Annotated in this window: 17 protein-coding genes; 4 read left to right on the top strand and 13 right to left on the bottom strand. The window is 66.2% G+C overall.

Features of this window, described 5'->3' with window-relative positions; translation table 11 throughout:
- Nucleotides 1-38: 38 nt before the first annotated feature.
- A complete protein-coding gene (locus EJC49_RS10850) occupies nt 39-1,826 on the bottom strand; it encodes an acetolactate synthase 3 large subunit (protein ID WP_126699944.1) in 1,788 nt (595 codons plus the stop codon).
- 353 nt (nt 1,827-2,179) lie between these two features.
- Here EJC49_RS10850 and EJC49_RS10845 point away from each other — a divergent pair, with 353 nt between their 5' ends.
- The gene (locus tag EJC49_RS10845; protein ID WP_126699943.1) at nt 2,180-4,081 is read left to right on the top strand and encodes an ATP-binding protein; all 1,902 of its coding nucleotides are present in this window, start codon (nt 2,180-2,182) and stop codon (nt 4,079-4,081) included.
- Between the two features lie 163 nt (nt 4,082-4,244).
- On the opposite strand, the gene EJC49_RS10840 is transcribed toward EJC49_RS10845, so the two are convergent.
- Entirely contained in the window at nt 4,245-5,021 is a 777-nt protein-coding gene (locus tag EJC49_RS10840; protein ID WP_126699942.1) for a GGDEF domain-containing protein, read from the bottom strand.
- A 103-nt stretch (nt 5,022-5,124) separates the two neighbouring features.
- Nucleotides 5,125-6,087 (bottom strand): tRNA (adenosine(37)-N6)-dimethylallyltransferase MiaA, encoded by a 963-nt coding sequence (gene miaA / locus EJC49_RS10835; protein ID WP_126699941.1) that lies wholly within the window; start codon nt 6,085-6,087, stop codon nt 5,125-5,127.
- Between miaA and serB the strand changes: the two genes are divergently transcribed.
- Nucleotides 6,065-6,952, top strand: a complete 888-nt coding sequence (serB, locus tag EJC49_RS10830) for a phosphoserine phosphatase SerB (protein ID WP_126699940.1) — start codon at nt 6,065-6,067, stop codon at nt 6,950-6,952. The two genes, miaA and serB, sit on opposite strands and share 23 nt — an antisense overlap.
- The gene (locus tag EJC49_RS10825) at nt 6,949-7,503 is read left to right on the top strand and encodes a GNAT family N-acetyltransferase (protein WP_126699939.1); all 555 of its coding nucleotides are present in this window, start codon (nt 6,949-6,951) and stop codon (nt 7,501-7,503) included. The genes serB and EJC49_RS10825 overlap by 4 nt, the downstream gene beginning before the upstream one ends.
- 56 nt (nt 7,504-7,559) lie before the next feature.
- Here EJC49_RS10825 and EJC49_RS10820 read toward each other — a convergent pair whose 3' ends face one another.
- From EJC49_RS10820 to EJC49_RS10780, 9 genes are all read right to left on the bottom strand, one after another.
- Entirely contained in the window at nt 7,560-9,038 is a 1,479-nt protein-coding gene (locus EJC49_RS10820) for a DegQ family serine endoprotease (protein ID WP_245453354.1), read from the bottom strand.
- Between the two features lie 156 nt (nt 9,039-9,194).
- Nucleotides 9,195-9,380: a DUF2065 domain-containing protein gene (locus EJC49_RS10815; RefSeq protein ID WP_126699938.1), complete on the bottom strand. Its 186-nt coding sequence runs from the start codon at nt 9,378-9,380 to the stop codon at nt 9,195-9,197.
- Between the two features lies 1 nt (nt 9,381).
- Nucleotides 9,382-10,392, bottom strand: a complete 1,011-nt coding sequence (hflC, locus tag EJC49_RS10810; protein ID WP_126699937.1) for a protease modulator HflC — start codon at nt 10,390-10,392, stop codon at nt 9,382-9,384.
- On the bottom strand, nt 10,392-11,495 hold the full coding sequence (gene hflK, locus EJC49_RS10805; RefSeq protein WP_126699936.1) for an FtsH protease activity modulator HflK: 1,104 nt from the start codon (nt 11,493-11,495) through the stop codon (nt 10,392-10,394). Before hflK ends, hflC begins: the two co-directional genes overlap by 1 nt.
- A gap of 171 nt (nt 11,496-11,666) precedes the next feature.
- A complete protein-coding gene (locus EJC49_RS10800; RefSeq protein WP_126699935.1) occupies nt 11,667-12,191 on the bottom strand; it encodes a dihydrofolate reductase in 525 nt (174 codons plus the stop codon).
- Between the two features lie 2 nt (nt 12,192-12,193).
- Nucleotides 12,194-13,213 carry a DUF4424 domain-containing protein gene (locus EJC49_RS10795; protein WP_126699934.1) on the bottom strand — a complete coding sequence of 340 codons (1,020 nt, stop codon included), beginning with the start codon at nt 13,211-13,213 and terminating at the stop codon, nt 12,194-12,196.
- A gap of 13 nt (nt 13,214-13,226) precedes the next feature.
- Nucleotides 13,227-14,126 (bottom strand): thymidylate synthase, encoded by a 900-nt coding sequence (gene thyA, locus EJC49_RS10790; RefSeq protein ID WP_126699933.1) that lies wholly within the window; start codon nt 14,124-14,126, stop codon nt 13,227-13,229.
- A 173-nt stretch (nt 14,127-14,299) separates the two neighbouring features.
- Nucleotides 14,300-15,985, bottom strand: coding sequence for a cation:proton antiporter (locus EJC49_RS10785; protein WP_126699932.1), 1,686 nt, complete (start codon nt 15,983-15,985; stop codon nt 14,300-14,302).
- Nucleotides 15,986-16,149: 164 nt separating this feature from the next.
- Nucleotides 16,150-17,580: a ferredoxin reductase family protein gene (locus tag EJC49_RS10780; RefSeq protein WP_245453353.1), complete on the bottom strand. Its 1,431-nt coding sequence runs from the start codon at nt 17,578-17,580 to the stop codon at nt 16,150-16,152.
- Between the two features lie 187 nt (nt 17,581-17,767).
- Here EJC49_RS10780 and EJC49_RS10775 point away from each other — a divergent pair, with 187 nt between their 5' ends.
- Entirely contained in the window at nt 17,768-18,859 is a 1,092-nt protein-coding gene (locus EJC49_RS10775; protein WP_245453352.1) for a polyheme membrane-associated cytochrome C, read from the top strand.
- 52 nt (nt 18,860-18,911) lie between these two features.
- Here the strand turns inward: EJC49_RS10775 and EJC49_RS10770 are convergent, their stop codons facing one another.
- Nucleotides 18,912-20,243: a sigma-54-dependent transcriptional regulator gene (locus EJC49_RS10770; RefSeq protein ID WP_126699930.1), complete on the bottom strand. Its 1,332-nt coding sequence runs from the start codon at nt 20,241-20,243 to the stop codon at nt 18,912-18,914.
- Between the last annotated feature and the right edge of the window lie 2 nt (nt 20,244-20,245).

Here is a 20,245-nt window from a genome sequence, read left to right as displayed (position 1 = left end):
CCTGCATGACGTTGATGGGATAGGTCTCCGACATCAACTCAGACCAGCATCCGACCCTTGGCGTCGATGGCGTTGGCGACGGCCTCGTCGGTGGCCTCGTCGGGCAACAGCATCTCGTTGTGCGCCTTGCCGGACGGAATCATCGGGAAGCAGTTGGCGAGATTGGCGACGCGGCAGTCGAAGATCACCGGCTTCCTCACGTCGATCATCTCCCGGATCGCGTCGTCGAGCTCGCCCGGCTTCTCGCAGCGGATGCCGTGCCCGCCATAGGCCTCGGCGAGCTTGACGAAGTCCGGCATCGCCTCCGTGTAGGAGTGCGACAGCCGGTTGCCGTGCAAAAGCTGCTGCCACTGCCGCACCATGCCCATGTACTGGTTGTTGAGGATGAAGATCTTGATAGGCGCTTCGTACTGCACCGCGCAGGACATCTCCTGGATGGTCATCTGCACCGAGGCGTCGCCGGCGATGTCGATGACCAGCGCATCGGGATGCGCGATCTGCACGCCCAGCGCCGCCGGCAGGCCGTAGCCCATCGTACCCAGCCCGCCCGACGTCATCCAGCGGTTCGGCTTCTCGAATCCGTAGTGCTGGGCGGCCCACATCTGGTGCTGGCCCACCTCGGTGGTGATGTAGGTGTCGCGGTCCTTGGTCAGCTCGTAGAGCCGCTGGATCGCATATTGCGGCATGATGACGTCGTCGTTGGGCTTGTAGGCCAGCGAATCGCGGGCGCGCCAGCGCTCGATCTGCTCCCACCAGGGGCGCAGCGCCGCCTTGTCCGCCTTGGCGCCGGCGCGCCATAGCCGCACCATGTCCTCCAGCACGCGGCCGACGTCGCCGATGATCGGCACGTCCGTGCGGACGTTCTTGTTGATCGATGACGGGTCGATGTCGATGTGGATTTTCTTGGAGTTCGGCGAGAAGGCGTTCAGCCGCCCGGTGATGCGGTCGTCGAAGCGTGCGCCGATGCAGACCATCACGTCGCAATCGTGCATGACCATGTTGGCCTCGTAGGTGCCGTGCATGCCGAGCATGCCCAGCCAGCGCGGGCCGCTGGCCGGATAGGCGCCGAGCCCCATCAGCGTCGAGGTGATGGGAAAGCCGGTCAGTTCGACCAATTCGCGCAGCAGGTGGCTGGCTTCCGGTCCGGAGTTGATCACGCCGCCGCCCGAATAGATGACCGGTCGTTTCGCCGACGCCATCAGTTCCACAGCCGCGCGGATCTGCTCGAGGTCGCCCTGGAGCTTCGGCCGGTAGGAGGAGCGCGGTGCGGTCTGCGGCGGCGTGTACATGCCCTTGGAGAACTGAACGTCCTTGGGAATGTCGACGACGACGGGTCCCGGGCGGCCGGTGGTCGCCACCTGGAAGGCCTCGTGCAGGATGCCAGCCAGCTCGTTGACGTCCTTCACCAGCCAATTGTGCTTGGTGCAGGGCCGCGTGATGCCGACCGTGTCGCATTCCTGGAAGGCGTCGGAGCCGATCAGGGAGGTCGGCACCTGGCCGGTGATGCAGACGAGCGGGATGGAATCCATCAGCGCGTCCTGCAGCGGCGTCACCGCATTGGTGGCGCCGGGGCCGGAGGTGACCAGCATCACGCCGGCCTTGCCGGTGGAACGGGCATAGCCTTCGGCCGCATGACCGGCGCCCTGCTCGTGGCGCACGAGGATGTGCTGGACCTGCTCCTGCTGGAAGAGTTCGTCGTAGATGGGCAGGACCGCGCCGCCGGGATAGCCGAAGATGTGCTCGACGCCATTGTCGATCAGCGCCTGCACGACCATCTCGGCGCCGGTCATTTCGCGCCGCCCGGTTTCCACGTTTGCCTTGTTCATCGATATCGTCCCGTATTGTGCGCCGTTGCGGCGTCGAAGCTTCGTTTGGTCATGTCCGGCCAATAAAAAAGGCCCCCGAGGGAGCCTGTTCGTCGCGCATGGGGGAATTTCGCCCGGCGGTTACACCGCCTTGCCCATGCGCGCGCCTACTACGAGAATGATCATCTTCTTCATGGGGCGAACACTAGGGCTATTGCGCGCGTGCTGTCAATCGTCAATCCGCAGGACCGCCAAAACACCGTCGCGCATTAACCCCGCGTGAACCAATGCCCCGAACCCGCCCTTAACTCGGCGCTGCTAAGTCCTTTCCCAAACGACAAGAAAAAACAGCAGGACAGGGAATCCGGTCGATCATGTTTGCCGAAGAAGCAGCCCGCGGGGAAGCGACGGCGCAGGAACGCCGCGACCCAAGGCAGCCCGACGCGCGGATGCTTGGCCGCGTCATCCAGTGCGATGGCGCGATGGCGGTCATCGCCTCCTACGCGGACGCGGCCGAGGGCGCACCGACCAATCTCTGGAACATCGGCAAGCTCATCTCGGTCTCCACCGGCCAGACGCGCCTCGTCGGCATGGTCTGCTCGATCGAGATGCCGTCCGGCGTGTGGGACGAAGAGGAGCCCAATCCGATCAAGGTGCATCTCGAACTGATCGGCGAGGTCCGCGACGAGGAAGGCACACGGCGCCCGATCTTCGATCGCGGCATCACCGTCTATCCCAACATCGGCGCCATCGCGCACCAGATCCGCGCCCGCGACCTCGAAGCGGTCTACCAGCTCGCCGGTCGCAAGTCGGTGGTCATCGGCAGCCTGTCGCAGAACGCCAACATCGATGCGCGCATCAGCGTCGATGCCATGCTCAATCGCCATTTCGCCATCGTCGGCACGACCGGTGTCGGCAAGTCGACGGCCGTTTCGCTGCTGCTGCACAAGGCGATCGAGGAGCGACCGGACCTGCGCATCCTGATCCTCGATCCGCACAATGAATTCGCGGCCGCCTTCAAGGACCGTGCCGCGCTGATCGACCAGCAGTCGCTCGACCTTCCCTTCTGGCTGTTCCGGCTGGAGGAGCTCACCGAGGTGCTCTTCCGCGGACGCGACGACGTCGTCGAGGAGATCGACATCCTGCGCGACCTGATACCGATCGCGAAGGTGTCCTACCGCAATCCCGGCGGCCAGCTTCGGCTTCGGCGCTCGTCCGACATGGGCTCGATCACCGCCGACACACCCCTTCCCTACCGAATGTCGGACGTGCTGCGCCTGATCGAGGAGCGCATGGGCAGCCTCGAAGCCAAGCTCGAGCGGCCGGCGCTGAAGTCGCTCAAGGGCCGGATCGAAAGCATCGTCCACGACGCCTCCTATCGCTTCCTGTTCGGCAGCCACATGGTGGAGGACACGATCCACAGATCGATCGGCAAGATCTTCCGCGTTCCGCACGAGGGACGGCCCATTACCTGCTTCCAGCTTGCGGGCATGTCGTCCGAGGTGGTGAATTCCGTCTGCTCGGTGCTGGCCCGCCTGGCCTTCGATCTCGCCCAGAGCAGCCAGGGCAAGCTGAAGCTCCTCGTCGTCTGCGAGGAAGCGCACCGCTACATGCCATCCGACACCCGGCTCGGCTTCGCTCCGACACGCCATGCGCTCGCGCGCATCGCCAAGGAAGGTCGCAAATATGGCTGCTATCTCGGCGTCGTGACCCAGCGACCGGGTGAACTCGACCCGACCATCCTGTCGCAGTGCTCGAGCGTCTTTGCCATGCGGCTGGCCAATGACCGCGACCAGGAGATCATCCGTACGGCCATCGCCGACTCTTCGGCCTCCACCCTCACCTTCCTGTCCTCCATGGGCCAGCGTGAAGCCATCGCGTTCGGCGAGGCGGTCGCCACGCCGATGCGGCTGAAGTTCGAGGAAATGTCGGCCGACAAGATCCCCGGCGCCCACGCCGACACGACGCTCGGTGACATCGCCACGCCGGAAGAAGTCGACCTGCACGCCATCATCAACCGCATGCGCCGCACCGAGCGCCAGCCGCAGGTCGAAGCCGAAACGGAGGCGGAAGCATCGTTTTTCGGCGAGGGCAGTCCGCTTCTCAAGCGTCCGGTGGCAGAGGCCGCGCGTGACGCGACCTCTGGCAACACGCCGGCGGCCCTGGCCGGGCTCGCGGCGACGTCCTATCCACCGGCCTTCGGGTCGCCTGCCACGCAGGATGAACCGCGCCGTCTGCGGCGGTTCGGCGACGCGCCGTTCCGGCCGGGCGACTGAAGCCGTTCGAGCCCGGGACGGCTGGTTGTCGGCAAGGAAGTTCGATTCGAAACATCGGCTTGACCGTCGTCCTTCGATCGGGACTTCAGCCTTCTCCGCTCGTTGAGGGCGGACCGGCGCTTGGGCGCCGCGGTGCGGGCGTTTCGTTCGGCGGCGCCCCCGCTCAGGCGCAGACGCGGTTACGCCCCTGACGCTTGGCCTGGTAAAGCTTGCGATCGGCGCGCCTGAAGAACTCGTCCGCGGTCTCGTCGAAATTCGACACCGCAAGGCCCACGCTCGCGGTCACCCGCAAGGTGACGTTGCCGTTCGTCACGGCAAGCTGGGCGATCGCCGTCCGGATCCGTTCGGCGAGCTTCGTCAACATTCGATCGTCCAGATTTGGCGCGACGACGGCGAACTCCTCGCCCCCCAGCCGCGCCGCGACGTCGTGATACCGCGTGAACTCGCGCAGACAATTCGCCACGGCTTTCAGCACCAGGTCGCCGACATCGTGGCCATGGGTGTCGTTGACCATCTTGAAATTGTCGAGGTCGAGGATCATGAGCCCGACCGGTTTCCTGATGTGCCGGAACTCGCCCAGATACTCGCGCAGCGCGTCATCGAAATAGCGCCGGTTCTGCATGCCCGTCAGCGAGTCGGTCAGCGCAGCCTGCTCGAGCGTGAGCGAGCGTGCGCTCAGCGTTTCGGTCATGGCGCGCAGTTTGCCCTCTTCGCGGGCCTGGCCGCGCACCAGCGGGTAGATGAACAAAAGCCCGAACAGGATGGCCGCAGCATTGAGGATGGCGGCGACGAACAGCATCTGGGTCGCGACGGCGTGCGCGGTAGCATTGTCGATCTGGGGGTCGTTGATCGAGCGGTAGGCGAACAGCATCAGCACGCAGTTCACGAGGATCAGCGTCATGAACAGGAAGAATGCCGATTCCGATCGATGAAGGCGCATGAGATCCAGACAGCGAGACCGCGGAAGCCATTGCACGACCACGATTACAATGCCGTTAACGATCGCAACCTGAGCGCGAGATTTTTAGCACGCTTCGTTCGGACTATCCGAAGACGGACGGATCTATACGGTCGGCAGCGTCGATCCTTCGCCAATCTGGTCCGAGCTGGTGGCGAAACCAGGTTTCCTGCCGCTTCGCATATTGCCGCGTCGCGGCCTTGGCCTGCTCCAGGGCGTCGTCCAGCGCCAGTTCCCCCCGGAGGTAGCTTGCAAGCTCGGGAACGCCGATCGCCTTCATGCACGGCAGCGCCGGGTCGAGCCCGAGCCTCACAAGCGCCTTCACTTCGTCGATCGCGCCCGCGCCGACCATCCCGTCGAAGCGGGTGTCGATGCGCGCCCGCAACAGCGATCGGTCCGGCGCGATGACGAGCCGACGCGCCGTTGCCGGATCGACGAGCGAGGGGCCGCGCTTTTTCTGCCAATGGCCGATCGGTTCACCGGTGGCCTCCAGAACCTCGAGCGCGCGGACGATTCGCTGGCCGTCTGCGGACCCGATCCGGCTAGCCGCTTCCGGATCCTTTTCCGCAAGCAGGGCGTGCAAGGCCGTGCTTCCCTCGTCGGACAGTCTTGCCCGCCAGCGTTCGCGCATTTCGGTCGGCACCGGCGGCATGGCTGACAGGCCGCCCGTCAGGGCACGAAAATAGAGCCCCGTGCCGCCGACGAACACGAAACGCCGGCCGCTACCTTCCGAATTGGCCAGAAGATGGGCGATGTCGCGCAGCCACTGGCCAGTGGAATAGCCAGCCGACGGCGGCACGTGGCCGTAGAGATGGTGCGGGCGCTGGGCTTCCTCGGCTGGCGACGGTCGTGCCGTCAGAACCCGCAGCACGTCGTAGACCTGCATGGAATCGGTATTGATGACCTCGGCACCCGTCTGAATTGCAATGGCCAGGGCCAGCGCCGACTTGCCGCTTGCGGTCGGTCCCGCTATCAGGACCGCGTCCTTCACCGGCTCGAAGCCGCTTCCCGGGGAAATTGTCTCGATGTCGCTCGTCGCCACGCTCATCTCCCGTCCGGCCGCGGCCGATCTCACGCCGGACGTCGCCGATACCGCGTGCCGCGCCCTGGGCGCAAGGGCGCCGATCTGGCTGGCGGAGGGGATCGCCTGCGACATCATGCTTCCGGACGGCCTGGACGCGGTCGTGGCGGAAGAAGCGCTACGCGACGCTCTCTCGGGCCGGCCGCTCGACCTGGCCGTGCATCCGGTTGCGGGACGACGCAAGAAGATCCTGATCGCCGACATGGATTCGACCATGATCGACCAGGAGTGCATCGACGAGCTCGCCGCCGAGGTCGGCCTCAAGGATCACGTGTCCGCCATCACCCGGCGGGCCATGAACGGGGAGATCGCCTTCGAACCCGCGCTTCGCGAGCGGGTCGCGCTTCTGAAAGGCCTGTCGCTCGCCGTCATCGACAGGGTCATCGACGAGCGCATCACGCTGGCGTCGGGCGGGCGGCAACTGGTCGCGACGATGCGCAAGCATGGCGCGTGGACGGCGCTCGTCTCGGGCGGCTTCACGCTGTTCACGGGCCCCGTCGCCGAACGGCTCGGTTTCGACGAGCACCAGTCCAACACGCTGCTGGTCGAAGGCGGACATCTTGCGGGGACGGTCAGCGATCCGGTGCTCGGGCGCGAAGCGAAGGCGGAGGCCCTCGAGGCGATGGCCGTGCGCCTGGGCGTCACGCCAGCGGATGCACTCGCCGTCGGCGACGGCGCCAACGACCTTGCCATGATCGGCCTCGCCGGCATGGGCGTTGCCCTACACGCCAAACCGGCGGTTGCAGCCCAGGCGCGGTTCCGCATCGATCACGGAGACCTGACGGCTCTGCTCTATCTCCAGGGCTACTCCAGCGTCGATTTCGCGGAATGACGCCAATCCGGACCGAAAGGCTCGTGCTGCGGAACTGGGAAGATCGCGACCGCGCGCTCTTCCATCGGATCAATTCGGATGACGAGGTGATGAAGTTCTTCGGATTTCGGCGCACCCGGGCCGGATCGGACGCGATGATGGATCGCCTGAGCATCGACATCGCCAGCCGAGGCTTCGGCTTGTGCGCCGCCGAGATCGCACAAACCGGCGAGACGATCGGTTTTGTCGGTCTCAATCCGGCCGCGCTCGACGGCATCCTTCCAGACGATGCGGTGGAAATCGGCTGGCGGCTCGCGCCAGAGTATTGGCGCAAGGGGTACGCCGCGGAAGGGGCCCGCGCCTGGCTCGGCTTCGCCTTCCGGACGCTCGGTCTCGACGAGGTGGTCTCCTTCGCGGTCTGGAACAATGTCCGATCGATCGCCGTGATGGAGCGGATCGGGATGCGGCACGACCCGTCGGGCGATTTCGACCATCCGCGCGTGGCGTCGCCGAGCCTCAAGCCGCACGTGCTCTACCGCTTGAACCAGGCCGACTGGCAGCAAGGCGCCTGAAACGCAGACGCCGCCCTCGGGAGGCGGCGTCCGGTTCGAAAGCGTCTCTTTTCGCGTCAATCCATACGAAGCGTCACGAAGCGCAGTTCGCCGGTCTTCGAGGACAGCATCAGGAGTGCATTGCGCCTTCCCTGCTCTCTCAGCGCGGCGATCCGGTCGATGACCTGCTGCGGCGAGGAGACCGATTCCTGGGCGATCTCGGTGATGACTTCCCCGGCGGCGATGCCCTTGTCGGCCGCCGCGGAGCCGGGCGTGACTTCGGAAATCACCACGCCGGAGACTTCGGGGAGGATGCCGAACTGCGCGCGGGCAGCATCGTCGAGTTCGCCGATGGTCATGCCGAGCACGGACGCGGTGGCGACCGCGCCGCCCTCCTCGCCCTCGCCTGCGCCGCCCTCGGCCATTTCCTCGCCGTCCTCCAGGCGACCCAGGGTCACCTTGACGACCTGCTCCTCGCCCCTGCGAACGATCACGACGTCGACCTCCTTGCCGACCGGGCTGTCGGCGACGATACGAGGCAGGTCGCGCATCTCGCGCACCGGACGCCCGTCGAAGCGAAGGATCACGTCGCCAGGCTCGAGGACGCCGTTGTCGACGGGCCCGCCCTTGGTCACGCCGGCGACCAGCGCGCCTTCGGCCCTCGCCATGCCGAGGCTCTCCGCGATGTCGTCGGTGACCGGCTGGATACGCACGCCGAGCCAGCCGCGCCGCGTCTCGCCGAACTCGCGCAGCTGGGTGATGACGTTCACGGCGAGTTCCGACGGGATCGAGAACCCGATTCCGATCGATCCACCCGATGGCGAGATGATTGCGGTGTTGATGCCGATCACGTTGCCGTCCATGTCGAACAGGGGACCGCCGGAATTGCCGCGGTTGATGGCCGCGTCCGTCTGGATGAAGTCGTCATAGGGACCGGAATTGATGTCGCGGTTGCGAGCCGAAACGATGCCGACGGTGACCGTGCCACCGAGGCCGAACGGGTTGCCGATCGCCATTACCCAGTCGCCGATGCGGATGGCGTTCGAATCGCCGAACTGAACGGCCTTCAGCTGTTTCAGCGTCGGGTCGACCTTCAATACCGCGATATCGGTCTTGGTGTCGCGGCCGACCAGCTCCGCCTTGAGCTTGGAGCCGTCGGAAAAGTTCGCCTCGATCTCGTCGGCGTCCGCGATCACGTGGTTGTTGGTGATGATGATGCCTTGCTCGGCATCGATGACGAAGCCGGATCCGAGCGACTGGACACGGCGCGGCTGGTTGTTGCCGCCGCGATCCCGGAAGAACTCCTCGAAGAAGTCCTGGAACGGAGAGCCTTCCGGAAGCCGCGGCATGGGCACCGCGTCCGACCCGCCTGCGCCCCGGTTCTGGGATGTCGAGATGTTGACGACCGCCTCCAGCAGACCTTCCGCGAGATCGGCCACCGACGCCGGGCCGCGCTGCTGCGCGAAAGCCGGCGCGGCTGGCTGCGCGAGCATGGCGGCGGCGGTTGCGGCAAGGGCGAAGCGACGCATCGCCGGCAGGAACCGCATGTGCATCATCGTGACGTTCTCCCGATTGGAAATTTCATTGTCGCGCCGCGATTGTCCGCGTCCGTCGCGAATGAGCGGGCGCGACGGTGTCGCGCCCGCTCATTCGTCAGCGAGAATTAGGGCCAGTTTGCGGTCGAGGATAGCGCAAATCGGATAACTCCTGCGTTATCCTCGGGCCAGCCAGACGATGCCGACGCCGATCGCTACGGCGGCAAGACCGCCGTATCGCAAGGTGTTGTCGGACATCTCCAGCACGTTCGATGCAAGCTTCCTCGCGAGCGAGGGAAAGCCTCCGTAGATGAGGCCCTCGATCACGAAGACGAGACCGAGGGCGCCGAGAAAGTCGCGCATGTCAGTCGGCGGCCGGAGCCGCCGGCTCGGACGCTGGCGCGAGCGGACCGGAAGCCGGCAGCGGATTGCCCGCGGGCGAGGCCGTTCCGGCCTGCCCTCCGCCGGGAGCAGCCCCGTTGGCAGGCGCCGTCATCCGCCCGGCGTCGTTGCCGAAGAAGCGGAAGAACTCCGAGTTCGGCGACAACACCATCGAGGTGCCGCTGCCCTGCAGGGACTCCGTGTAGGCCGACATCGAGCGGTAGAAGTCGAAGAAGTCCGGATCGCGCTGGAAGGCGTCGGCGAAAATGGCGTTCCGCTGACCTTCGCCCTCGCCTCGCAGGATCTCCGATTCGCGACGCGCTTCGGCGATGATCTCCACCACCTCGCGGTCGGCACGGGCGCGGATGCGCTGCGCCGCCTCGCGACCGCGCGCCCTGAGGCGCTCGGCTTCGGCCAGACGCTCGGCCTTCATGCGGTCGTAGGTCTGCTGCGAGACCTCCTGCGTCAGGTCCGTCCGGCGAATACGCACGTCCTGGATTTCCAGGCCAAGCGACGTCGCGTCGGGGCGAAGCTGGTCGCGAACCTCACGCATCATCGACGAGCGTTCCTCCGACAGCGCCGATTCGAAGCCGCGCAGACCGTAGACGCGGCGCAGGGCTGCATCGAGACGGGTGCGCAGCCGCTGTTCGGCGAGCTGGACCGAGCCCGAAACCGTCTGGCGGAAGATGCGCGGATTGTTGATCCGGTAGAGGACGAAGGCATCGACCTCGTAGAACTTGCCGCCCGAGACCTGAACGCGGATGTCATCGAGATCGAAGCGCATGATGCGGTCTTCGATCAACTGGACATTGTCCGCCTCGACGAAGCCGAACGGCAGCTTGAAGTAGATGCCCGGCTCCGACTTGACGTCGACGATCTCGCCGAAGCGCAGCACGATGGCCTGCTGGCGCTCGTTGACCACGAAGAAGGACGAATAGGCGATGATGGCGATGACCGCGACGATGGCGGCGATGATGGGAAGCCTGTTCGACATCAGTTCGTCCCTCCGGTGGTCGTCGCACGGCGCTCTAGTTCGGGAAGCGGCAGATACGGTACGACGCCCGTTCCGCTACCCTGCTCGATGATCACCTTGTTCGAGCCCTTGAGCACCTGTTCCATCGTCTCGAGGAACAGACGGCGGCGCGTCACGTCGGGAGCCTTGGCGTATTCGTCGTAGACGGAGATGAAGCGCTGCGCCTCACCCTCGGCTTCCTGGACGACGCGGGTCCGATAGGCGGCCGCGTCTTCGCGGATCTGGGCGGCTTCACCGCGCGCCCGACCGAGCTGCTGGTTGGAATACTGGTTGGATTCCTCGACGAAACGGTCTTCGTCCTGCTCGGCGCGCTGCACTTCGTCGAACGCATCGGCCACTTCGCGCGGCGGCGCCGCGTCCTCGATCGAAATCGCGTTCACCGCGATCCCGACGCTGTAATCGTCCAGCGATCCCTGGATGATCTGTCGCACTTCGTCGGAAATGCCCTGGCGATCGTCGCGGAAGATGTCCTGCGCTGGACGCCGGCCGACAACCTCGCGCACGGCGCTCTCGGCGACCTGACGAACGGTGTCGTCCGGGCTTGCCACGTTGAACAGATAGGCTGCCGGATCGGAGACCTGATAGGCGACCGAAAACTTCACGTCGACGATGTTCTGGTCGCCGGACAGCATCAGGCCGGAAGAGCCGCTGCCCCGCACTTCGCCGATGTTGACCAGCTTCTCGGCGGTGTTGGCCTTTTCGACCGTCTCGACCGGCCACCAGTGGAAATGCAGGCCCGGCTGGGAGAGCTCGTCCTTCGGCTTTCCGAAGCGCAACTCGACCGCCAGTTCGTCCGGCTGCACCGTGTACACCGACTGGAATGCCCAGAGCGCGACCAGGCCGACGGCCACGAGGCCGACGATCGCCGGCGAGAAGCCACCGCCACCCGGCAGTGCGTTCTTCAGCCGGTCCTGGCCGCGACGGATGATGTCCTCGAGATCCGGAGGGGTTCCCTTCGGGCCGCTCGGACCGCGAGGTCCCTGCCCCCAGGGTCCGCCGCCTCCGCCGTTGCCACCGCCGCCGCCCCAAGGGCCGCCGCCTCCGCTTTGATTGCTCCAGGGCATGAATGTCCTCTCAATTGGTGGGCGCCGCCCCCATGGAGAGGGCGGAACCGATGGCCGTGTTATAGGGATACGATCCCTGCCTTTCAACGCGACATAGGCCGTGAATGCGGCGAATTGCGATGCCATGTCGCGGAAAAAGACGGAAACGAAGCGAAACTCTTCAAAACGTGTTCAACCGGCAGACGTTCCCGCCCGTTCGTACACGACATGCCGGGTCGCATGGCTGTCCCGTTCGCCGGCTGGATGATCTGCTGAACTCACCACGCGCCACCTGGCGGGGTCGATTGCCGGAAAGCGGGTGTCGCCGTCGATCGCAGCCAGAACGTGGGTGACCTCGAGGCGGTCTGCCCGGTCGATCGCCTGCGCGTAGATCTCGCCACCCCCGATGATGCAGATCGCGTCGGCCGCCGGCATGCAGCGGCTGCGGACGCGCGCCAGCGTCAGCGCATCGTCGAGCGAATGAACCGTCTCCACGCCCTCGGCGCGCCAGTCCGGATCGCGGGTCACGACGATGTTCAACCGCCCGGGCAAGGGCCTGCCGATACTCGCGAAGGTCTTGCGGCCCATCACGACGGGCTTGCCCATGGTCTGCACCTTGAACCGCTTGAGATCGGTGGAGAGCGTCCACGGCATGTCCCCGTCGCGGCCGATCACACCGTTCTCTGCCATGGCGACGTGAATGACGATGTCGGTCATGCTCATCCTCCCGAGCCGGGATCGACCTGGTACGGTTCGAGGATCAACACCTCGATATCCCGTTCCGGATGAAAGTCGGTCGCCCGCATCTCGAAGGTCGTCGGGCCGGTTTTCCGGACGCCGGTCCCGCAGAACGATACGATGTTCTTCGGATCGCCCTTGTCGATGGTCAGGCGGAAATCGCCGATCGTGCCCGAGGCCCAGTTGCCGCCGGTCGTCAGGACATAGGACAGCCGCGTCTCATAAAGACGCGGGTAGCCGTCGGGGGACGCTTTCGCCGCCTTCAGCACCGCGTTCTCGAAGCCTGTGTCCATGCAGTAGCGCCGTCTGTATTCGTCGAGCGCGTCACCGCCGAGGCGGTTCTGCGAAAAGAAGGTGACGCCGACGGTCGAGCCGACGCTGGGCGTGTATCGGTGAGCGACCTCGACATCGGCACCCGCCGGAAAGGTCATGCGCCACCAGTAGGTCGACGTCAGCCGCCAGAACGGCGTGACGACCCGTTGCATGCCCTTGCCGAAATCGAACTCCTCGATGATCACGATGCCCCGTGCCAGCCAGTCCTCGAGTATATCGGCCGGCAACGCGGCGAGCGCCTTCTCGGCCGGCCCGCCATAGGGAAACAGGGGCACCCTTTGCCCGGCCAGATCGGCCGTGACGTCGATGCCGACGGCGAAGGCACGCTGCTCGAGCTGGGGGACCACCGCTTCGCCATTCACCACGACTTCGAAGCCGAGGAAGTCGTCGCGCGCGTCGAAAGGGATCGACACGTTGTGATACGGACTGGCCTCGATATCGGGCATCGGGAAGGCGACGATCGCGGCGACGTCCTCGTCCGAGCGATTGCGGAAGACGTAGTCAACCCGCACCGCGTCCTTCGACAGGTACAGCTCCTCGCGCGCCATCTCGATGACGTCGCTGCGCGACAGCACGAGCCCGCCCGCACCGAGCTGCGCCGTCGAGTCGTTGGCGTTCGCGGCGGTCGCGGTCGCGCCCAGCAGGAGAGTGGCAAGGAAGCGTTTCATCGGGTTCCTCGTCTCATACAGCGACGTCGGCGACGATCGCCGGGTGGCTCTCGTAGCCGGTCACCTCGAAGTCCTCGATCCGGTAGCCGTCGATGGTTTCGGGCCGGCGCCCGAGCGTGAGCTTCGGCAAGGGCTTCGGCTCGCGCCCGGCCTGTGTCCGCGCCTGGTCGAGATGGTTCAGGTAGAGGTGCACGTCACCGCCCATCCAGATGAACTCTCCCAGCGCCAGTCCGGTCTGCTGCGCCACCATGGCCTGCAGTGCCGCCGCACCGACGAAATTGAACGGCAGGCCGAGCAGCGCGTCGCCCGAGCGCTGAAACATCAGCATGTTCAGCCGGCCGCTCGAATGAACGTGGAACTGGTAGACCATATGACAGGGCGGCAACGCCATGCCCGGCAGTTCCGGCACGTTCCAGCCGTGAAACAGCATCCGGCGGCTGCCGGGATTGTCCCGGATCAGGCGGATCACCTCGGTGATCTGGTCGTGCTCGCGTCCGTCGGCGCCGAGCCAGCGCCGCCACTGCTTGCCATACACCGGCCCGAGTTCGCCCCAGCGCGCGGCGAAGGCCTCGTCGGCGAGGACGCGCGCCTCGAAATCCGCCTGGCTGATCGCCTCTCCGGTTTCCCGGCGGTAGCGGGCAAGCGGCCAGTCGGTCCAGATTCGAACGTTCTCCTGAAGCAGTTGGCGGATGTTGGTTCCGCCGGTGAGGAACCACAGCATCTCCTTGATCGCGGTCTTCCAGTAGACCTTCTTGGTGGTCAGCACCGGGATGGTCCCGTCCGACAGGTCGAAGCGCAGCATGGCGCCGAACACCGACATCGTGCCGACGCCGGTGCGGTCGACGCGGCGGTCGCCTGTACCGAGGATGCGCTCGATCAGGTCCAGATACTGTGCTTCGGGATGGGTGCGCATCGTGCCGTCCGTTCGTTCCGTCTCGCAGTCAAGGGGGGCGATTCCCCCGCGACCTGCAAACTAGAGGAATGTCGGAGCAGATAGAACCGTTCTCCCGGAAACAGGTGAGTACAAGGCTGGCGGCTTGGGCGACCGGAGCCGGCCGCGCCGAAGCGCGCGCCACGACCGACCTGTCAGGGCATCGCCTCGCTGTCGGCGAGTTCCTCGTCCATGTCCCTGATCTGCCGCACGGCCAGAAGCGCCGCATCGTCGAAGGGATGCAGCACGAGGTCGATGCGTCCGATCGCCTTGAGCCGGTCGGCCTCCTCCGCATTGCGGACGGTCATGGCAATCTGGCCGCTGAACCCGTGCATCCTGACGGCGGTCAGGAAACTCTCGCCCGGGTCCGTCTCGGTGAGGTGAACGGAGCCGAGCGGCATGGCGATGACGATCCAGCGCGCTTGCGCCAGCGGCAGTTCGCTCCAGAATTCCGGCTCGGTCACATCGCCATTGCGGACCTGGAAACCGTCGGCGGCAAGGCGGCGGACAACTACGGGATCGACGTCGACGCCCATCGTCGGCACGCCGTCGTCATTGAGCCGCCGCAGGATCTGGCCGCCGAAGCGTCCGAGCCCGAAGACGATGGCATCAGCCTTTTCCTGCGGCGACTCGTCGTCGGCGGCTTCGCGGTGCCAGCCGAAATCGAAGGGCTTCAGGAACGGCGCGGCGAACCGGTAGAGCTGTTCGGAATAGGTGATCATGTAAACCGATATCGCGATCGTCACGAGGCCCACCAGTGTGACCAGCCCGATCGCCGATTCCTGCACGTGGCCGAGGCTCAGTCCCATGGCCATGAAGATGAGCGAGAATTCCGAGATCTGCGCCACGGTCAGGCCGGCCAGGAAGCCGGTGCGGGCGCGATAGCCCATCCAGGCCATGATGAGCAGCACGATCAGCGGGTTTCCGATCAGCACGAAGAGCGAGAACACGACGGCGCGCGACAGGTCCTGGCCGAGCGTCGACAGATCCAGCGATGCGCCGATCGAGAGGAAGAAGAACAGGAGCAGGAAGTCGCGCAGGGCCGACAGGCGGGCCGAAATCATCTCTCGATAGGCCGTGGAGCCCAGCGAAACGCCCGCGACGAGGCCGCCCAGTTCCTTGCCGAGACCGACGAGATCGCCGACGGCGGCTGCCGCGGCGGCCCAGCCCAGCGCGGCGATGACCAGCAGCTCCGGCGAACGCGCCAACCGGCCGACCAGCGGATCGGCGACGTAGCGCACGAACAGGAAAAGCAGGACGCCGGTGGCGGCGAGCGATCCGAGGACGGTGGCGATGCCGGCAAGGCCCTGCCGGCCCTCGTCGGCGCCGACGCCCAGCGTCGACAGCACCACCATCGCGAGGACGACGACGATGTCCTGGACGATGAGGAAGCCGAGCGCGATGCGCCCATGCAGCGTTTCCAGTTCGCGCTTGTCGCTGAGCAGCTTCACGATGATGATCGTGGACGAGAAGGTGAGAGCGATCGCCACATAGAGGCTGGTGCGCGTATCGAGACCCAGCGCCAGGCCGATCAGAAAGCCGATGACGGCGGTGAACAGCACCTGCCCCAAGCCGGTGGCCAGCGCCACGGGGCCGAGCGTCCGCACAAGGCGCCAATCGAGCTTCAGGCCGACGAGGAAGAGGAGCACCGCGACGCCGAGTTCGGCGAGGAATTCGATCTGCTCGGTCGTCTGATGGGTCTGGTCGAACGTCGCCGCCGCCAGGATGCCGACAGCGATGAAGCTGACGATGACGGGTTGGCGCAAGGCCGAGCCGATCATGCCGATCGCGGCTGCGCCCAGCAAAAGAAAGGCGATCTCTCGAAAGACGATATCGGTCATGCGCAAATCACCTGTATCGCCCGGGTACGATCAGATGACGTCCGACCCGTGGGCACTGCTCCGGAATTTCACGTCTCCCCCAGTAAGGCGTCCCTCGCCCGCCGGCAACGCGGTTGTCGCCACCGGCGGGCATCGCGTGGCTGCCGCAAAGGTCGCGGTGTTGCTCAGCCGATGAACAGCGCCAAAAGCCCCACCGCAGCGGCGAGCGCGGCGCCGATGCCCGCCAGCTGGAGCGACCGCCGACGGTCCTGTCGCGAACTGACGCCGCCGCCATAGTCGAATCGCTCGTAGACGACATGGTCCATCGGCAGTCCGAGATCGAGCAGCGTGTCGGAGACGGCCGTGACCATGGGTCCGGGACCGCACATCAGCGCGACCGTCCGTTTCGCGTCCAGGCCCTCGAGCAGTTCGCCGAGCCGCTTCTGGTCGAGCCGTCCGACGAGGCCCGTCCAGCCCTCCCCGGCCTCCTCGCTGACGAGCAGGACGCGCAGGTCGAGGACGCGTCCGGCGGCTTCGATCTCCGGCAGGCAGGCGAAGTTCGCCGGCGACCCGACCGCATAGGCAAGGCGAACCGGGCGCGGGTCGCGCCGCGCGACCATGTCCCGCAACAGGCCCATGATGGGTGCGATGCCGACGCCGCCGGCCAGCAACACCACCGACTGCGCCTCGTCTCCGGGCAGCACGAAGTCGCCATATGGCCCATCGATGCCGATCGCGACGCCGGCTTCGAGACTGCCGACTGTCCGGGTGAAATCCCCCGCCTCCTTGATGATCAGGCTGAGCCCGGCGCGGCTGGGGCTGTCGGCGATGGAGAAGGGGTGGTCGAACAGCGGAAAGCGGCGACTGCCCACCGTCATCCAGACGAACTGTCCCGCCTCGTAGGGCCAGGCTGGGTTGTGCGGAGCCGGCTGGATGTCGAGTTCCCACATCCGGTCGGCGACCTTCTGAACCGAAGCCAGCCGCCATGGTCTGCGGTGCAGCAGGAACCAGCGCCAGCCGTAGAGAATGCCGAGGACGACGGCAATGCCGAGCGCAGCCAGCCACCAGAATCCTTCCACCAGCCCGGCAGCGCTGAAACGGCCGGTCGTCAGGGCGTGATGCAGGCCCGCCACCATGGCCAGCGTGCCAAGGACGACGTGGCTGGCGCGCCATGTCTCGTAGCGCCATGGCAGCCGGTCGCGCAGGAGGGAACTGAGGACCAGCAGCAGCAACGCGCCCATGGCAACCACGCCGGAGCGGTAGTGGGGCGACGTCAGATAGGCGAGGAAGCGCTCCTGGCCGAGGGCCGGATCGTCCAGCCATGTCGGCAGGACGTAGAGAAACGGGTGGAGCAGAAGACCGAGCAGAACCCAGCGAGCGGCGATCTTGTGGAACGCCATGATCTTGTCGATGCCGAGCCGGCCCGAAACGATGCCGAACCGGCCCGATGTCACGAACTGGACAGCCATCGCCGTCAGGCCGGCGAGCCCGAGCGCCGCCGCGCCGGCCTCCCAGGCATCGAGCGGCGCGACGATGCGCGTGGCAGCCAGCGCCACGGGCGTCATGCAGACCGCCAGATAGATGAGAGCCAATGCGCTTCCGGGCAAACGCGGCATGCGGCGGGTTTCCATCACGTCGGCTCCATCGCTGCCAATGTCCCCTTTCTGTTCATCCAAATGGCGTCCCTTGTAGAACGGTGCCAAACTAGATGCATGACCGGCGGATGCATTGACACAGGTCATGGAGCGGTCATCAATTGTCGTCAATGATCGTTTCAGACGAAGCCAGTACAGGAGGATAGCCATGCGTTTCATGACGCGCAGCCACACGTTTCTTGCCGCCATCCTGGCCGTGTTCTGGCTCGGCGGGTCCGCGGCGGCGCAGACCGAAGACGCCCTGTCCGCCCTGGTGGATGCCTGGCTCGCCTCTCCGCACGGCAACTACCATTCCCCCTCCTTCACGTACTGGAACAAGGACGGGGCCGTGCCGGTGCAGTGCGCGGCCTGCCACTCCCAACCCGGTTTCATCGATTTCCTCGGCGCGGATGGAAGCGCGCCCGGGGTCGTCGACGCGCCCGCGGCGATCAATGCGCCGATCGGCTGCGCCTCCTGTCACACTCAGGCCGCTCATGCGCTCGACAGCGTCACGTTTCCCTCCGGCGTGACGGTCGACGGACTCGGCGCGTCCGCCACCTGCAACGTCTGCCACCAGGGTCGGGCGTCGACCGATACGGTAGCGGCAGCGACCGAGGCACTGGAAGAGGACACCGTCTCGCCTACCCTGGGCTTCATCAACGTCCACTACGGTGTCGCGGCGGCGGTGAGCCAGGGCTCGCAGGTGCGTGGCGGGTACCAGTATCCCGGACGTTCCTACGCGGGACGCTTCTTCCATGTGCCGAGCGCGAGCACCTGCATCGACTGCCACGAGCCGCACGCGACGACGGTCGAGCTTGAGCCGTGCCTCGTGTGCCATCGCGGCGTCGAGGACATTCGCGCCATCCGCATGCGCCATGCCGATTTCGACGGCGACGGCAATGCCGCCGGTGGCATCCATTCCGAGATCATGGGCCTGCATGCGCAACTTCTCGACGCGATCAAGCTCTATGCGACGGATGTGGCCGAAGCCCCCATCGGCTATGCGAAGGGCACCTTTCCCTACTTCTTCGCCGACACCGACGCTGACGGAGAGATCGGACCCGACGAGGCCGTCTTCCCCAACCGCTACCAGAGCTGGACGCCGCGGCTTCTCAAGGCGGCCTACAACTATCAGGTGGCGGCGAAGGACCCCGGCGCCTACGTCCACAACCCGTCCTACATGCTGCAACTGCTCCACGACAGCCTGGAAAGCCTCTCGGAGCGGGTCGAGATCGACATGGCGGCGCTGAAGCGACCCTGACGGCGGTGGCGTTTCTCGCCCCGGTCGTCGTCCTGGATCAGCCTGCGACGCGTTACCCGTCGATGCCGTAACGGCGCATCTTTTCCCACAGCGTGGTGCGCGAGACCTGCAGCAGATCGGCCGCATCCTTGGTCGAGCCGCCGGTCTTGGCCAGGGCCGCGACGATGTGGCGACGTTCGGCGGCCTCGCGAATGTCGGACAGGCTGCCATCGATATCGTCGCCGCCCGACGCCTGGCGCCGACCGGCGTCGACCCCGTCTGGAAAGAGGTCGGCTGCGGTCAGCGTTCCGTTCGCGCCGAGGGCCACGGCGCGCTGCACGCGGTTGAGCAGTTCGCGGACGTTGCCCGGCCAGGCATGCGCGAGCGCGGCCTCGATGGCCGAGGGTTCGATGGAGACGCCGGGAAAGCCGTTCTCCTTTGCGGCAGCCTCGGCGAAGCTCGCCATCAGGTCGGCGATGTCTTCGGGTCTCTCGCGCAACGGCGGCAGCTTGCAGGTGATCACGTTGATGCGGAACCAGAGGTCTTCGCGAAAGGCGCCTTCCGCGACCATGCTCTCGAGATCCCTGTTCGTGGCGCAGATCAGGCGCGCGTGAAAGCCACGCTCCTCGGCAGCGCCCAGCCTGCGGAACGCCCGCGTCTCGAGCACACGCAGAAGCTTGACCTGGAGAGGCAGCGGCAGGTCGCCGATTTCGTCGAGGAACAAGGTCCCCTCGCCGGCTTCTTCCAGCAGGCCGCGATGCGTGCCCGCAGCTCCCGTGAAGGCGCCGCGCTCATGGCCGAAGAGCATCGAATCGGCGAGTTCGGCCGGCATCGCGCCGCAGTTGACCGGCACGAAGGGCGCGCTGCTCCGGGGGCCGCTGTCGTGCACGTGACGGGCAGCGACTTCCTTTCCGCTGCCGGTCTCGCCGAGCAACAGCACCGGCAACGCCACGCGGGCCGCCCGCGACAGCGTCTCGACCACGGGCTGCATGGCGGCGCTGCGACCCAGCGGCGTGCCGGCGCCGATCGCTTGCGGGGTCGCGCGCCGCACGATGTCGCGAAACCGATCGACCAGTTGGTCGAGATCGAACGGCTTCGTGACGTAGTCGAGCGCCCCGTCGCGCACCAGCCGCACCGCCTGTTCGATATCGCCGTAAGCCGTCATGAAAATCGTCGGCACCAGACCGAAATTCGCGAAATGGCTTCGCATTACGGCCTCGCCGTCGCCGTCCGGCAGTCGGATGTCGGACAGGATGATGGCCGGGTGGGCGCCGGGCAGCGCCGCGCGCGCCTCCCGGGCCGAGCGCGCCCAGCGGACTCGAAACCCTTCCAGCTCCAGCCGCTGCTGGAGCGAGGTCCCGAGCGTGGCGTCGTCCTCGACCATGAGGATCAGGGGGGCGGACATGG

It is taken from the genome of Aquibium carbonis, from assembly GCF_003970795.1.
Lineage (GTDB): Bacteria > Pseudomonadota > Alphaproteobacteria > Rhizobiales > Rhizobiaceae > Aquibium > Aquibium carbonis.
Note: the sequence above shows the minus strand (reverse complement) of the source record. Positions and strands in the feature narration are given on the sequence as shown.

Excerpts from the sequence above, each read along its gene's own strand:
- EJC49_RS10850 (WP_126699944.1), bottom strand. The coding sequence starts at position 1,826 with ATGAACAAGGCAAACGTGGAAACCGGGCGGCGCGAAATGACCGGCGCC.
- EJC49_RS10845 (WP_126699943.1), top strand. The coding sequence starts at position 2,180 with ATGTTTGCCGAAGAAGCAGCCCGCGGGGAAGCGACGGCGCAGGAACGC.
- EJC49_RS10840 (WP_126699942.1), bottom strand. The coding sequence starts at position 5,021 with ATGCGCCTTCATCGATCGGAATCGGCATTCTTCCTGTTCATGACGCTG.
- serB (WP_126699940.1), top strand. The coding sequence starts at position 6,065 with ATGTCGCTCGTCGCCACGCTCATCTCCCGTCCGGCCGCGGCCGATCTC.
- miaA (WP_126699941.1), bottom strand. The coding sequence starts at position 6,087 with ATGAGCGTGGCGACGAGCGACATCGAGACAATTTCCCCGGGAAGCGGC.
- EJC49_RS10825 (WP_126699939.1), top strand. The coding sequence starts at position 6,949 with ATGACGCCAATCCGGACCGAAAGGCTCGTGCTGCGGAACTGGGAAGAT.
- EJC49_RS10820 (WP_245453354.1), bottom strand. The coding sequence starts at position 9,038 with ATGATGCACATGCGGTTCCTGCCGGCGATGCGTCGCTTCGCCCTTGCC.
- EJC49_RS10815 (WP_126699938.1), bottom strand. The coding sequence starts at position 9,380 with ATGCGCGACTTTCTCGGCGCCCTCGGTCTCGTCTTCGTGATCGAGGGC.
- hflC (WP_126699937.1), bottom strand. The coding sequence starts at position 10,392 with ATGTCGAACAGGCTTCCCATCATCGCCGCCATCGTCGCGGTCATCGCC.
- hflK (WP_126699936.1), bottom strand. The coding sequence starts at position 11,495 with ATGCCCTGGAGCAATCAAAGCGGAGGCGGCGGCCCTTGGGGCGGCGGC.
- EJC49_RS10800 (WP_126699935.1), bottom strand. The coding sequence starts at position 12,191 with ATGACCGACATCGTCATTCACGTCGCCATGGCAGAGAACGGTGTGATC.
- EJC49_RS10795 (WP_126699934.1), bottom strand. The coding sequence starts at position 13,213 with ATGAAACGCTTCCTTGCCACTCTCCTGCTGGGCGCGACCGCGACCGCC.
- thyA (WP_126699933.1), bottom strand. The coding sequence starts at position 14,126 with ATGCGCACCCATCCCGAAGCACAGTATCTGGACCTGATCGAGCGCATC.
- EJC49_RS10785 (WP_126699932.1), bottom strand. The coding sequence starts at position 15,985 with ATGACCGATATCGTCTTTCGAGAGATCGCCTTTCTTTTGCTGGGCGCA.
- EJC49_RS10780 (WP_245453353.1), bottom strand. The coding sequence starts at position 17,580 with ATGCCGCGTTTGCCCGGAAGCGCATTGGCTCTCATCTATCTGGCGGTC.
- EJC49_RS10775 (WP_245453352.1), top strand. The coding sequence starts at position 17,768 with ATGCGTTTCATGACGCGCAGCCACACGTTTCTTGCCGCCATCCTGGCC.
- EJC49_RS10770 (WP_126699930.1), bottom strand. The coding sequence starts at position 20,243 with ATGTCCGCCCCCCTGATCCTCATGGTCGAGGACGACGCCACGCTCGGG.